Genomic DNA, 13,912 nt, shown 5'->3' on the forward strand with positions numbered 1-13,912 from the left:
CGGATGGACGCGTCCTGTCTTCGGTGCGGTACGCAGCCACGAACAGGTGCCAGATTCTGCGACGGGTGTGGCGCCCCGATCGAGGCGACGCCCCATCATCCCGAGTTCAAACAGGTCACCGTGCTGTTCGCCGACGTGGTGCGGTCCATGGACCTCGCCGCGGCGCTGGGCACCGAGCGCCTGCGTGAGGTGATGAGCGATGTGTTTCGCCGGTCGCGCCACATCGTCACGCATTATGGCGGCTCGGTGGAATTCACCGGGGACGGCATCATGGCCATCTTCGGTGCGCCGGTCGCGTTGGAAGATCACGCTTTTCGCGCCTGTCTGGCCGCCCTCGACCTCCAGGGCGCGATGCGGACGCTGGCCACCGAGGTGCGACGGCGCGACGACGTGCGTCTGGAACTGCGGGTCGGGCTGAACTCCGGACAGGTCATTGCGGGTGAAATCGGCGCCGGCAGTTTCACCGCCGTCGGAGCCCACGTCGGGATGGCACAGCGGATGGAAGCGGCCGCCCCACCGGGTGGTGTGATGCTCAGCAATTCCACCGCGCACCTCGTGGAGGGCACCGTCGAGATGGGTGCGGTGGAACACCTGCGCATCAAGAACTCCGAAGACCTGGTGGCGGGGCGGACGTTGGTCGCTGTGGCGGTGACCGGATTGGGGCTTGGGCATTCACGATCCACCTTGGTGGGGCGAGACGCGGAGCTGGGTGTGCTGTGTGCGCACCTCGACGCGGCGCTGGCCGGCGCAGGCGTCGCGGTCGGCGTGGTCGGGCCGCCGGGCATCGGCAAGAGCCGGCTGGTCGCGGAGACGCTGAAACGTGGCGAGATGCGCGGCATCGGGGTGGTGTCCACCTACTGCGAGGCACACACCCGTGATGTCCCGTTCCACGCGGCGGCCCGGTTGTTCCGTGACCTGACCGGGGTGGGGAGTCTGCATGGTCAGGAGGCCCGGGACTGCGTCCGTGCGCATCTGGCCGGCGCCGAGCCCACGGATGTTCTCCTACTCGATGATCTGCTGGGCATCGCCGAACCCGACATCGACTTGCCCGTGGTCGATCCGGATGCTCGCCGCCGGCGAATCACGGCTCTGCTCACGCGTGTCTCGGCAGCGCGGACCACTGCCGACGTGTACGTGATCGAAGACGCGCATTGGATGGACGATGCCAGTGAATCGACGATTGCCGGTTTCCTGTCGGCGCTCGGCCATTCGATGGCGTTGATCACCTACCGGCCCGAGTATCACGGGAAGCTGGCGGAGCTCGCCGCGCTGGACACGTTGACCCTTGTCCCACTGGATGATTCGCAGGCCCATGCGTTGATCGGCGAACTCGTCGGCGCCGACCCGTCGGTGAGATCGCTGGCCGCGCAGATTTCTGAGCACGCCGCGGGAAACCCCTTCTTCGCCGAAGAGATCGTCCGGGATCTGGCTGAACGTGCCGTCCTGCAAGGAAGCCCGGGAGCGTTTGTGGCCGATGGCGGGGCCACGGTCATCGGCGTGCCGGCGACGCTGCAGGCCACCATCGCCGCCCGCATCGACCGACTCGGTGACGCAGCCAAGAGCGCGTTGAACGCGGCGGCGGTCATCGGATCACGATTCGGCGAGGACCGGCTGGCGCAGCTGGTCGCCCGGCTCTGTATCGACGTGCTCCTGGACGCCGAGATGATCGAGAAGCTCGACTCCGACCACGGCGTCGAATACGGGTTCCGTCACCCACTGATCCGGACCGTCGCCTACCAATCTCAGCTGCGCTCCGAGCGGGCCAGGCTGCACCGCAGGTTGGCCTCGACGATCGAGCGCGACGGACCGGGAACCCCTGACGAGAACGCGGCGCTGATCGCCACCCATCTCGAGTGCGCCGACGAGCTGACTGCCGCGTTCGCCTGGCACATGCGGGCCGGGAACTGGTTGGCACTGCGAGATCTCGCGGCAGCCCGCGCCAGTTGGCAGCGTGCCGGGCAGGTGGCCAAGTTGTTGCCCCTCGATGCCCCGGACCGGCCGTCCATGCTCATCGAAACCGGCGCCGCACTGTGCGGAAGTTCCTGGCGGATAGGACTTGCCGAGGCGGAGAAGAACTTCGACGATCTCCGCCGGCTCTGCGCGGATCGCGGCGACCGCCGATCGCTGGCCATCGGTATGTCGGGCTACATGATGGCGCTGACGATGCACAATCACCCGAGGGACGCTTCCGAACTCGCCTCCCGCCTGCAGCAGTTGCTCGACAGCATCGGGGACGAGGATCTCACCGTCGCCGCATCGTTCGGGATTCTGGCGGCCAAATGGGAGACCGGCGAGGTGCACGACGTCCTGGCCGTGGCGCAGCGTGTCATCGACCATGACGTCGATGAGGCGCGCGGTGTGAGATTTGTGGGATCCCCGCGAGTGCTCTCGCTGGCGCTGCGCGGCGTCGCCCGGATGTCTCTGGGCAGCCCGGGGTGGAAGGACGATCTCGACCAGGCCATCGCCACGGCGCGTGAGCTCGATCCGCTGATGAACGTGGTCGCCGGTCTGCACAAGTACGCACAGATCGGTGTGGGCGCGTTGCAGTCCGGACCCGACGCGCTGCGCGACACGGCTGCGTCCCTCGCTGTCGCCGAGCGGTCCGGGGACGACTTCACCGTCGTGCACGCACACCTGGCGCGGGGGATAGCCCTGGTGGGCCGCGGCGGCGCCGAGAGCGAGGCCGGTTACGAACACCTGAACCAGGCCCGCCACGCGGCGCTGCTGGGGTATGGCAACTCGTCGATAGTCCTGATTGCCGACATCCACTTCGCACACCGCCGCCGTCGACTCGGTGATCTCGACGGGGCCGTCGCGCTCGCGTCGGCGAGCGTGGACGAGCTGTTCGCCCTTGGCTCGGTGGTGTGGCGTGGCCCGGCCACCAGCGCGCTCGTCGAGGCGCTAGTCGCCCGACGCGCCCCTGGCGACGTGCAGGCGGCGCAGGCCGCGATCGAAAGACTGCAGGCTGATCCTGTCGATCACGGGTTCCTGCTGCACGAGGTGGCGCTACTGCGCTTACGTGCGCTGGTTGCCGGGGCCGAGGGCGACGAGGACGGCTACCGGCGCTGGGCGCAGCAGTACCTGGCGTTGGCCGCCTCGTGTGGGTTCGACGGCCATATCACGGCCGCGTCGGCGATGGTCTGAGGCGCCACCACCTTTTTGCTGTCCGGTGCCGGCCTGCCCGACTTGTCGGTACCTGCTGATAAACCGGCCTCATGGCACGACACACCCGGATGTGACATGCGACACGCCGGGGCGTGTCGTGTACACAGGGCTTACGACCAGGGAATTCCATGAATGTTGTTCAGAACATCTTGTATCTGTTCGGTTTGTCGGACACTAGGTGTAGTGTTTGGCGAACCGACGGACCCCCAGGAGTACGGGTCAGCCGGGGCCAGGGAACCGGTGGTAGATCGTCTCTAATCCGCCGCAATCAGGGCCCTGCGAACCGGAATGACCGGGTCCGCAGGAACGCTGTAACAGATAAGTTGCCAGTCCATCCGTAGAGGAGCCACGCAGATGACCGTCACCGTGTACACCAAGCCCGCGTGTGTGCAGTGCAATGCCACCTACAAGGCCCTCGACAAGGCGGGTGTTGCCTACGACGTGGTCGACATCAGCGTCGACACCGAGGCCCGTGACTATGTGATGGCACTGGGCTACCTGCAGGCGCCGGTCGTGGTGGCCGGCGGTGAGCACTGGTCGGGCTTCCGCCCGGACCGCATCAAGGCACTCAGCGCCGCTGCGGTCACCGCGTAGTCACAGCACACCGGGAGGGGGTCGACGGGTGACGAACCTGGTCTATTTCTCCAGCGTCTCCGAGAACACCCACCGCTTCGTCCAGAAGCTGGGAATCCCGGCGACCCGGATCCCGCTCAAAGAGCGGATCAAGGTCGATGAGCCCTTCGTTCTGGTGTTACCGACCTATGGCGGCGGGCACGCGACGCCGGACATCAGTAGCGGGGGCTACGTCCCCAAGCAGGTCATCGCGTTTCTCAACGACGAGCACAACCGGTCGTTGATCCGCGGCGTCATCGCCGCGGGCAACAACAATTTCGGTGAGGAATTCGCCTACGCGGGCAATGTGGTGTCCGCGAAGTGCGGAGTGCCCTACCTCTACCGCTTCGAACTCATGGGAACCCCGGACGACGTCGACGCCGTCCGTTCGGGACTGCAAGATTTCTGGAAGGAACAGACGTGCCACCAACCGTCACAGCTGCAGAGCCTGTAACCACCGGCGCTCATGCGCTCCCGGGGGAGACGGACTACCACGCGCTCAACGCGATGCTCAACCTGTACGACAAAGACGGCAACATCCAGTTCGACAAGGATGTACTGGCCGCGCGTGAGTACTTCCTGCAGCACGTCAACCAGAACACGGTGTTCTTCCACAACCAGGACGAGAAACTCGACTACCTGGTCAAGGAGAACTACTACGAGCGTGAGGTGCTCGACCAGTACCCGCGCAATTTCGTCAAGAGCCTGCTGGATCGTGCGTACGCCAAGAAGTTCCGCTTCCCGACCTTCCTCGGAGCGTTCAAGTACTACACCTCGTACACGTTGAAGACCTTCGACGGAAAGCGCTATCTGGAGCGCTTCGAGGACCGTGTGGTGATGGTGGGGCTGACCCTGGCCGCCGGCGACACCGTGCTCGCCGAGAAACTGGTCGACGAGATCATCGATGGCCGGTTCCAGCCGGCCACCCCGACCTTCCTCAACTCGGGCAAGAAGCAGCGCGGCGAGCCGGTGTCCTGCTTCCTGCTGCGCATCGAGGACAACATGGAGTCAATCGGGCGCTCCATCAACTCGGCACTGCAGCTGTCCAAGCGCGGCGGCGGAGTTGCGTTGCTGCTCTCCAACATTCGCGAGCACGGCGCACCGATCAAGAACATCGAGAACCAGTCCTCGGGCGTCATCCCGATCATGAAGCTGCTGGAGGACTCGTTCTCCTACGCCAATCAGCTCGGGGCCCGTCAGGGTGCCGGCGCGGTGTACCTGCACGCGCATCACCCTGACATCTACCGCTTCCTGGACACCAAGCGCGAGAACGCCGACGAGAAGATCCGGATCAAGACGCTGTCCCTGGGCGTCGTCATCCCGGACATCACGTTCGAACTGGCCAAGAAGAACGAGGACATGTACCTCTTCTCGCCGTACGACGTCGAGCGCGTCTACGGCATCCCGTTCGCCGACATCTCGGTCACCGAGAAGTACTACGAGATGGTCGACGACGCGCGGATTCGCAAGACCAAGATCAAGGCCCGCGAGTTCTTCCAGACGCTGGCCGAGCTGCAGTTCGAGTCGGGATACCCGTACATCATGTACGAGGACACGGTGAACCGGGCCAACCCGATCGCAGGCAAGATCACCCACTCCAACCTGTGCTCGGAGATCCTGCAGGTCTCCACGCCGTCGCTGTTCAACGAGGATCTGTCCTATGCCAAGGTGGGCAAGGACATCTCGTGCAACCTCGGCTCGCTGAACATCGCCAAGGCGATGGATTCGCCGGACTTCGCGCAGACCATCGAGGTGTCCATCCGGGCGCTCACCGCAGTCAGCGATCAGACCCACATCTGGTCGGTGCCGTCCATCGAACAGGGCAACAACAGCTCACACGCCATCGGCCTGGGGCAGATGAACCTGCACGGTTACCTGGCGCGCGAGCGGATCCTGTACGGCTCCGAAGAGGGTGTGGACTTCACCAACATCTACTTCTACACCGTGCTCTACCACGCGCTGCGCGCCTCGAATCTCATTGCGATCGAACGGGGTACGCGCTTCGGCGGGTTCGACCAGTCGAAGTACGCCTCGGGCGAATTCTTCGACAAGTACACCGATCAGGTGTGGGAGCCTGCCACCGCGCGGGTGCGTGAGCTGTTCGCCGATGCCGGGATCCGCGTCCCGACGCAGGACGACTGGAAGGCGTTGAAGGAGTCGGTGCAGGCGCACGGCATCTACAACCAGAACCTGCAGGCCGTCCCGCCGACGGGGTCGATCTCCTACATCAACCACTCGACCTCCTCGATCCACCCGGTGGCGAGCAAGATCGAGATCCGCAAGGAAGGCAAGATCGGCCGTGTCTATTACCCGGCGCCATATCTGACCAACGACAACCTGGATTACTACCAGGACGCGTATGAGATCGGCTACGAGAAGATCATCGACACGTACGCCGCGGCCACCCAACATGTGGACCAGGGGCTGAGCCTGACGCTGTTCTTCAAGGACACCGCCGACACCCGCGAGGTCAACAAGGCGCAGATCTACGCCTGGCGCAAGGGCATCAAGACGCTGTACTACATCCGGCTGCGCCAGATGGCCCTGGAGGGCACTGAGGTGGAGGGTTGCGTCAGCTGCATGCTGTAGGAACCGCGGAGCGTAATCAGGACTAGATGATGGGCGAAGTTACCGAAACCAATGCCGCGCCGGGCGGAGCATCGCCCGGCTGCGGACGGTTTCAGGTGCTCGCTCTCGACGGTGGTGGAGTCAAGGCACTATTTGCTGCCCATGTGCTGGCACGGCTCGAAGACGACCTGGGTGTATGTGTCGCAGATTCGTTTGACCTGATCGCTGGGACATCTGCGGGTGGCATCATCGCCCTCGGCCTCGGCGCAGGAATGCGCCCTCGCGAGATCGTCGATAAGTACACCAAGATGATTCCGCGCATTTTCCCTCGCAGCCGTCGAGCCCGATGGGGTTACCTGCCGCGGGCCACCCGCCCCGCCTACTCGGGTGACGTACTGCGCGAAGCGCTGGGCGATGTCTTCGGCACCCGGCTGCTTGGGGAAAGCCTCAAGAGACTGGTGGTCCCGTCGTGGAGCGTCGAGCGGGGTGAGGTGCATATCTTCAAGACGCCACATCATGAGCGATTGCGCCGAGACTGGCGACTTCCCATGGCCGACGTCGCCGTTGCCACAGCGGCTGCGCCGACATACTTCCCGGCGGCCGTTGTTGATGGGCAGAGACTTATCGACGGCGGAGTGTGGGCCAACAATCCATCCGTGGTCGCGATCGGCGAAGCGGTTAGCATGCTCGACGTCGATCTCGGCTCCATCCGGGTGCTGAACATCGGCACCATCGACCAGCGAGTCAATCACCGTGAACGTCTCGACACTGGCGGCTGGGCTAGTTGGATGAAAGCTGCTGTACCGCTGATGATCACGGCCTCTGGTCGTGGCATGCAAGGGACGGCGACGCATCTAGTCGGCAAAGAGAGCTTCGCCCGCTTTGACGCGATGGTGCCTGGTGACGTGTTCACGCTGGATCGGGCGGACCCAGCTGCGCTCGCTGGGCTCGCGGCAGGTCAGAGCCGAGTCCTCGGCCCGGTTTACGTCGAAAAGTTCGCCGACCACATCGCGAGCCCGTACACCCCCAATCACCAGCCGGGCTTTGCTCCGGCCACAATGCCTGGAGGCGAATCATGAAACATGACGACTACTTCAAGAACTTTCTCGAGAACACGGTCAACATGTCGCGGTTCAACCTGGACCTGCTGAGCGCCCGCGTCGACACCGTCTACGGAGTTTTGAAAGCCGACGCCGATGTTGGGCCCTTGATCAAGAAGAAGATTCCGCAAGGTTCATGGCCTCAGGAGACGATCATTCGGCCACAGAATGGCAAGGCGTTCGACGGCGACTTCATGGTGCAAATGGTCCAGAACCCCGATTGGGAGGCCGACAAGAAGAAGTACGGTGACGCCATCTATCGCGTGCTGCACAATACTTCGCCGTACAAGGACATGCCCCACGGTCGCAGGTGTCGCTGCGTCTACCTCCAGTACGCCAACAACGCGATGCATCTCGACATTGTTCCGTTCGTGATCGACGCAAACGGTGCCCAGTGGATCATCAACCGAGATGACAACGAATGGGAACGCACCGACACCGACGGCTTCACTGCCTGGATGAAGGCTAAGGACAAAATTGCGAATCGAAACCTGCGGAAGGTTATTCGCATCATGAAATTCCTTCGTGACCACAAGAATTCGTTCACCGGCACAAAGTCAATCCTGCTAACAACACTGCTTGGTGAGCGAGTTGAGGAGTGGCGCAAAATCGTCGACGCGGGCTACTACAGTGACTTGCCGACAGCATTGCTGCATATTGTTGCCGACCTTGATGATTGGCTGCAGGCCCGGCCCTACAAGCCAGTCATCATGGACCCGGCTGAAACGGGCACTTCATTCGATCATCGCTGGACGCAGGAGACATATGCCTACTTCCGGGATCGGATCCATGTTCACGCTGCCGAAATCAAGGCAGCCTACAAAGAGACCGACTTCGAGGAGAGCGTCAAGAAATGGCAAGCCTTGTTCGGTGACGGGTTCACGGCCCCGAAGGCCGATTCGTCGAGCGGAAAGTACGCCGCCGTCGGTGCTGGTGCAGGTGCAGCTAGTCCCGCGACCGTGAGCCTTTCGGGGCGCGCGGGGTGACAAAGCCTCGCCTGAGTGAGTGGCAGCGTCAGGTCCTGGCCGACCTGGACGCGGTCGCTGCTGCGTACCCGGGCGATGTTGTGATGCTGGGAAAGTACCGACTTCAGCAATCAGGCTCAATGCAACTGCGACTGAGTCTCCGCACTGCCGATATCCCTCGCGTCGCCGGTGGGTTGCACCTCGGTTCGCAAGAGGAAGTGATTGTCACGGTTGGCCGCGCAGAGTTAACGCCTCCCATTGTGGAAGTCGATCATCTCCGCTTCCTGCACTACCCACATGTGCTGGCCGGACGCCGCCTGTGCGTCTATCTGGATCCGTCGCGGGAATGGGATCCCGCCAGCGGTTTTCGTGGATTTCTCGATCGCCTCTTCCAGTGGTTCCACGACGCTGCGGCTGGACGATTCGACGCGCAGACGGCGTTGTACCATGCGGTCGGTGGATTCATTCATGCTGACAAGCGAGCTCCCACTATCGTTGTGCGCGAAGCAGTTCGAACTGAAGTGCGCGCTCAGCACGGTTGGCTTGTAGACCGAACGCCACATCGATTCGACTTGTGTCTGAAACGGCCACCGGGGGCTGGGGGAGTGAACCAAGTCCCGGTCGTCACACTTGATGCCGACCTACCATTCGGTGCCGGAATCGATTTGCGAAGCTTCCTGCAGGTGGTTGATGATCCTTATCTCGGTCACCCGCCGGCCCCAGGCTCTGCTTGTTGGGGCTCAGGAGCGGTCACTGGCCTGGCGGCCATGATATTGACCGTCTTAGGCGCGAGCGCAATCCGTAAGGTGGACGGGAGCCCGCAACGGTTGATCGTCGCGGTGCCTCATCCGGCAGGCGGACCACCGCATCTGCTGGCCGCTAATGTTCCGGCTCGTGGTGCTGACCACATTCGCGCGCTCGTCCGAGCGAAATCTAGCGGGCGCTGCATAATGGAAATCGATCCGGAGCACCTCGACCCGGCCACACCGCTGGAATGGTGGCCGGTGTCCGATGAGCGTGAGGACGTCACGACCCGACGCGACGCGACGCGGCCAGTGGCGGGATACGCGGGCAGGACTGTTCACGTCTGGGGTTGCGGTGGCCTCGGCTCTTGGGTTGCAGAGTTTGTGGTGAGGGCTGGCGCTAAGAAGGTGGTTCTGTGTGACCCCGGCACAATCTCTGGTGGTCTGCTCGTACGCCAGAACTTCATTGAGGCCGATGTCGGCAACACAAAGGTCGATGCCCTCGCTCAACGTCTTCGGGCAATCAGCGACACGGTAGAGGTAGTGTCGCATGACGAGGTGATTCCCGCTGACGGGATCGATGGCTGTGACGTCATTATTGATGCCACGGTCAACATCGCAATTGGTCGACTGCTCGATGACATCGCTCGCACCTCGGGCAACCGCCCGTTACTGGCGCAAATTGCCACCGATGCTCGTACCGGGACGATGGGGATTATGACCGTCTCAGCGTCCCCCTTGCGAGACGGCCCAATGGCGATCGACCGCCGAGCCGGCAAGCAGATAGTGACCGACGGTTCGCTCGAGGCGTTCCACGTGCTCTGGAATTCGTCTTCACATGAGGATCAACTGATCCCTACGCGAGGCTGTTCGACACCGACATTCCACGGCTCGGCAGCTGATTTGGCCGGGGTTGCTGCCAGCCTGGTGAGTATTTTGGGCGCGCATCTCGGAAAAGACGGCGTGTTGTCTGGCACGCACCTGATCTCTCTGCCACACGGGGAGGCAGGGCCATTGCGTGCTTTCGTTATTGCTCCTCCGTCCGTTGGCTCAGACGCTGATTCGGTCGGAGCAGCGTAAAACTCGGGCCGCTGTTTGTCAGTCGTTGAGAACCAGCACGCTTACGTAGGAATCGTCGATTCGCTCATACAAATCAACGGCCGGATGGGCGCTCTTCATCACTGAACGCCCCGCCTCGATGGCAACGCTGACGGGCGCCGACGCGATGAGGTGCCAACGCTGCGCTGATGGGTACAACGATTCGGACGCGGCAAGCGCGGCGCGCCAGCGGTGCGCAAAGTTGGACAGCGACGCCTCGTGTGACATTAGCGTGGGCCCTGGTGGAATCGCGACCGGGCGGATTTCAATGCGAGGTGAATCAGCGAGGTATGCAGGGAGCCGGTCGGTGTCAACCTCACTGGTCACCGCGCAGATGAGCACAACGTCATTAGCATCCGTTTGTGTCTCGGGCGTGAGCACCTCAAAATCGACGGGTTCGCTCTGATCGGTCCAAGACCAACCTGCGAACTGATCGCGGTGCTTTTGGAAGATCCGGGTCGGCGTCTTGTCGTCTAGCTGCCACCCGAGGTAGACCAATAACGGGATCGGAGCAATTGCGAAGACGGAAATGTGCTCGACGTCGCCGCAGTTGACCGCTTGTCTCACAAGATCGATCGTGTCATCGATCGACTGCTGAGCGCTCTCCCAAAATCCTCGGCCACCGGCAGCACCGTTGATCCGGCAGGTGAAATCCCCGCTGCGTTGCGTCTCGACCAGACCTAGATAATTCACTGACAGGAGCGTCTCGGCGACCTCCCGCTGAGACGCGAGTGCAAGCGAACCCCGGATTTTGCTTCCGACGCGTAACGCGGCGGTCCTCGTCAGTCCGCCGTTCTGGGTGACCATCTCGATGCGTCGTTCAAACGATTCTTTAATCTCACGCAGCTTGTCGGGCGGGAAGAAGTCAATGTGGTCAGGGTGGTCGATGATCTTGTGGCAGTCGTGGCAAAGAAGCAGCAGGTTCTCCTCAGCCTCGGTGTCTACAACACCGTCATTATCCTTGCGGCGCGGTGAATCCGGCCCAGCGACGGCTCCAATGTTGTGCGCAAGCTCAGCGAGCAATACCGAGTGCAAATAGGTTCTTGAATCGCCAAGCAGGCGGCGGTTGCAGAACGTGCATCGGCCAGCAGTCCGGGCCCATAGTGCGTTGCGCACAGAGTCTTTGATGTCTTCGCGCTTGACTGTCGTGTCGCGCCCGTCAGTTGCCAATTCTGAGCTCTCTGCTGGACAGGCGGGTCAGCGGCCCGTCTCGAATCTCGCGTACGGCGAGTTCAGAGACTGCCGTCGGCTCTGAATCCTACGCATCCTTTAGACCCTCTTCGTGGTGATATCGACTGGCGACTCAAGGATTCGGTGCGCAAGCACGGCATCTACAACCAGAACCTGCAGGCCGTGCCGCCGACCGGTTCGATCAGCTACATCAACCACTCGACCAGCTCGATCCACCCGGTGGCCAGCAAGATCGAGATCCGCAAGGAAGGCAAGATCGGTCGCGCCTACTACCCGGCGCCGTACCTCACCAACGACAACCTGGACTACTACCAGGATGCGTACGAGATCGGGTACGAGAAGATCATCGACACCTACGCCGCGGCCACCCAGCACGTGGACCAGGGCCTGTCGCTGACGCTGTTCTTCAAGGACACTGCCGATACCCGTGAGGTCAACAGGGCGCAGATCTACGCCTGGCGCAAGGGAATCAAGACGCTGTACTACATCCGGCTGCGCCAGATGGCCCTGGAGGGCACTGAGGTGGAGGGTTGCGTCAGCTGCATGCTGTAGCGCTCGCATAGTCAAGGAAACAGGCCAGGGGACACGTCCCCTGGCCTGTCTTGGACGCGGGTTGGGAACAACTGCTCGTTTCTGTTATCTCTGTGCGCGATGAGTTCCGGAGCCCAGCCCGGTCTACCACCGTGACGGCACCCGCTTCCGGAGGCCGCGGACCACAGGAGCCCCCGATGCATACCGCCCTCTTCGTGAACCTGCCCGTCGCCGACGTCGAGCGCTCGAGAAAGTTCTTCGCCGACCTCGGCTACTCGTTCAACCCGACATTCTCGGGACCGACCGCGGCGACAGTCGTGTTGGGCGGGAACCAGTTCGCGATGCTGATACAACGCGATGCCTTCGATGCGCTACACCCGTTCGAGACTGCGGCGCCCTCGGTGAAGGAGTGCGTGATCTGTCTGGGCGTGGACAGCCGGGAGTGCGTGGACGAGTTGGTGGACCGTGCCCACACAGCCGGTGGCACCACCGGCGACACCGAGGATCACGGCGACATGTACGGCCGCAGCTTCACCGACTTGGACGGTCACTCGTGGCAGATCTTCTGGATGGACCCGGCCGCCGTCGAGGAGGGCGCCGAGGAGTTGGACGCCGCGGTGGGGTGACGGGGCTGAATGTGCTGTGTGAAACCATCCGACCATGAGCACGGCGGGGACCGCACCGGACGCACCACGACCGGACCATCGGGTCAAGTACGTGTTGGCCGTGGCCATATCGATCGTTGTGGCCATCGCCGCGGTGGTCATGGTCGTCGGGGACGTTCCGGGTCGGCTCAGCCGGGCGTTGAGCGGCGGGGCGAGTGGACCGCTGTTCTCCGCGCAACGGCTGGACGCGGAACTCGACGTGGTGCGCGCCCGGCTCGGCGAGCTGCCGATGCGGCGTGTGGACGTGACGTCCAATCTGATCTCGGTTGAGGCCGTCGCCGCTGACGGTCAGCTTCACAAGTACTGGGTGCGCGACGGCGAGGTGGAGGACGTGGACTCGATCGCCGATTTGCATGCCGGGGAGACGGCGTTTACTGCGGCAGATCTGTCGGGGCAGCGGATACGGGCGGCGGTGGCCGATGTCCGCAGTCTCGGCAAGCCCGGCGACATCGAACTGGTGTCCTATATTTTCCGTCCGACGCATCCGCTGTCGGTGGCCGTGTGGATCCGGCACGACCCGGTGAGCTCGGTGCTGCACTTCGACCCGCGGGGCGGTTCCGCCGTGGTGCGCGAGGAGTCGATCGAGACCGACGAGCACACCTCATCGTTCGGCGGCTGCTGGTGTTGACGAGGCGGTCACCGGAGCGGATACGCGGGTACCAGGTGCCCCCGTGCGCGATGATGTCCCGGTGTCGACAACTGTCGAGGCGATCCTCATCACCGCCCTGGTCTTCGGGATCGTCGCTGCGATGTTCGGGCTGATCTACGTATGGGACAAGCGCGGCAAAGGGTCTCGACTGGAGCAGCGCGTCCATCGCTTCTTCGATCGCATCAGCGACCTGTTCGACCGGTAGCGATACTCAGCTCTTGCGCGGCTTGTCCGCCTGCAAGGCCTTCACCCGGCGCTGCTCGCTCAGCACTTCTTGGTAGCTCTCGCGTTCGGCGACCAGCCACTCGGGCTTCTCCTCGACCAACGCGTCGATCTCGTCGGTGGTGAGTGCATCCCCGACACCACCGCGCGCGAGGCCGGCGATGGAGATGCCGAGCTTGGCCGCGACAAGGTTCTTCGGGTGCGGGCCGTTCTTACGGAGATCCTTCAGCCACTGCGGCGGGTCCTCCTGCAGGGCAGCCAGCTCGTCGCGGGTGATCGCATTTTCCTGGAACTCCGGTGGTGTCGCCGGCAGGTAGACGTCCAGCTTCTTCGCCGCGGTGGCGGGTTTCATGGACTGCGCATTCGGCCTGCTCATGCGCAGAGCTTATCGGTAGCCTGATTC

Annotated in this window: 12 protein-coding genes and 1 pseudogene; 11 read left to right on the forward strand and 2 right to left on the reverse strand. The window is 63.0% G+C overall.

Annotation, left to right across the window (positions count from 1 at the left end; translation table 11 throughout):
* Positions 1-3 precede the first annotated feature (3 nt).
* The 7 genes from AC1DY7_RS18240 to AC1DY7_RS18270 all read left to right on the forward strand — a co-directional run bounded on the left by AC1DY7_RS18240 (position 4) and on the right by AC1DY7_RS18270 (position 10,233).
* Complete coding sequence (locus tag AC1DY7_RS18240; protein ID WP_477495110.1) at positions 4-3,144, forward strand: ATP-binding protein; 3,141 nt, start codon at positions 4-6, stop codon at positions 3,142-3,144.
* 375 nt (positions 3,145-3,519) lie between these two features.
* The gene (gene nrdH, locus AC1DY7_RS18245; RefSeq protein ID WP_477495111.1) at positions 3,520-3,759 is read left to right on the forward strand and encodes a glutaredoxin-like protein NrdH; all 240 of its coding nucleotides are present in this window, start codon (positions 3,520-3,522) and stop codon (positions 3,757-3,759) included.
* Positions 3,760-3,787: 28 nt separating this feature from the next.
* The gene (gene nrdI / locus AC1DY7_RS18250; protein ID WP_477495112.1) at positions 3,788-4,231 is read left to right on the forward strand and encodes a class Ib ribonucleoside-diphosphate reductase assembly flavoprotein NrdI; all 444 of its coding nucleotides are present in this window, start codon (positions 3,788-3,790) and stop codon (positions 4,229-4,231) included.
* Positions 4,198-6,366 (forward strand): class 1b ribonucleoside-diphosphate reductase subunit alpha, encoded by a 2,169-nt coding sequence (gene nrdE / locus AC1DY7_RS18255; protein ID WP_477495113.1) that lies wholly within the window; start codon positions 4,198-4,200, stop codon positions 6,364-6,366. Before nrdI ends, nrdE begins: the two co-directional genes overlap by 34 nt.
* Positions 6,367-6,392: 26 nt before the next feature.
* The gene (locus tag AC1DY7_RS18260) at positions 6,393-7,424 is read left to right on the forward strand and encodes a CBASS cGAMP-activated phospholipase (RefSeq protein WP_477495114.1); all 1,032 of its coding nucleotides are present in this window, start codon (positions 6,393-6,395) and stop codon (positions 7,422-7,424) included.
* A complete protein-coding gene (locus AC1DY7_RS18265; protein ID WP_477495115.1) occupies positions 7,421-8,431 on the forward strand; it encodes an SMODS domain-containing nucleotidyltransferase in 1,011 nt (336 codons plus the stop codon). Before AC1DY7_RS18260 ends, AC1DY7_RS18265 begins: the two co-directional genes overlap by 4 nt.
* Before the next feature lie 119 nt (positions 8,432-8,550).
* Positions 8,551-10,233: a ThiF family adenylyltransferase gene (locus AC1DY7_RS18270; protein ID WP_477495116.1), complete on the forward strand. Its 1,683-nt coding sequence runs from the start codon at positions 8,551-8,553 to the stop codon at positions 10,231-10,233.
* Positions 10,234-10,251: 18 nt separating this feature from the next.
* Here the strand turns inward: AC1DY7_RS18270 and AC1DY7_RS18275 are convergent, their stop codons facing one another.
* A complete protein-coding gene (locus AC1DY7_RS18275; protein ID WP_477495117.1) occupies positions 10,252-11,421 on the reverse strand; it encodes an SAVED domain-containing protein in 1,170 nt (389 codons plus the stop codon).
* Positions 11,422-11,544: 123 nt separating this feature from the next.
* On the opposite strand from AC1DY7_RS18275, the pseudogene AC1DY7_RS18280 reads away from it, so the two are divergent.
* The 4 genes and pseudogenes from AC1DY7_RS18280 to AC1DY7_RS18295 form a co-directional block, all read left to right on the forward strand.
* Positions 11,545-11,994 (forward strand): annotated as a pseudogene (locus tag AC1DY7_RS18280) (class 1b ribonucleoside-diphosphate reductase subunit alpha); the annotation flags it as partial.
* 176 nt (positions 11,995-12,170) lie between these two features.
* Complete coding sequence (locus tag AC1DY7_RS18285; RefSeq protein ID WP_477495118.1) at positions 12,171-12,599, forward strand: VOC family protein; 429 nt, start codon at positions 12,171-12,173, stop codon at positions 12,597-12,599.
* Between the two features lie 34 nt (positions 12,600-12,633).
* Positions 12,634-13,266 carry a hypothetical protein gene (locus AC1DY7_RS18290; protein WP_477495119.1) on the forward strand — a complete coding sequence of 211 codons (633 nt, stop codon included), beginning with the start codon at positions 12,634-12,636 and terminating at the stop codon, positions 13,264-13,266.
* A 43-nt stretch (positions 13,267-13,309) separates the two neighbouring features.
* Positions 13,310-13,492 (forward strand): hypothetical protein, encoded by a 183-nt coding sequence (locus AC1DY7_RS18295; RefSeq protein WP_477495120.1) that lies wholly within the window; start codon positions 13,310-13,312, stop codon positions 13,490-13,492.
* Positions 13,493-13,498: 6 nt separating this feature from the next.
* Here the strand turns inward: AC1DY7_RS18295 and AC1DY7_RS18300 are convergent, their stop codons facing one another.
* Positions 13,499-13,885, reverse strand: coding sequence for a DUF5997 family protein (locus tag AC1DY7_RS18300; RefSeq protein WP_477495121.1), 387 nt, complete (start codon positions 13,883-13,885; stop codon positions 13,499-13,501).
* Positions 13,886-13,912: the final 27 nt, after the last annotated feature.

The sequence above is a fragment of the Mycobacterium sp. P2_H7 genome (assembly GCF_056403275.1).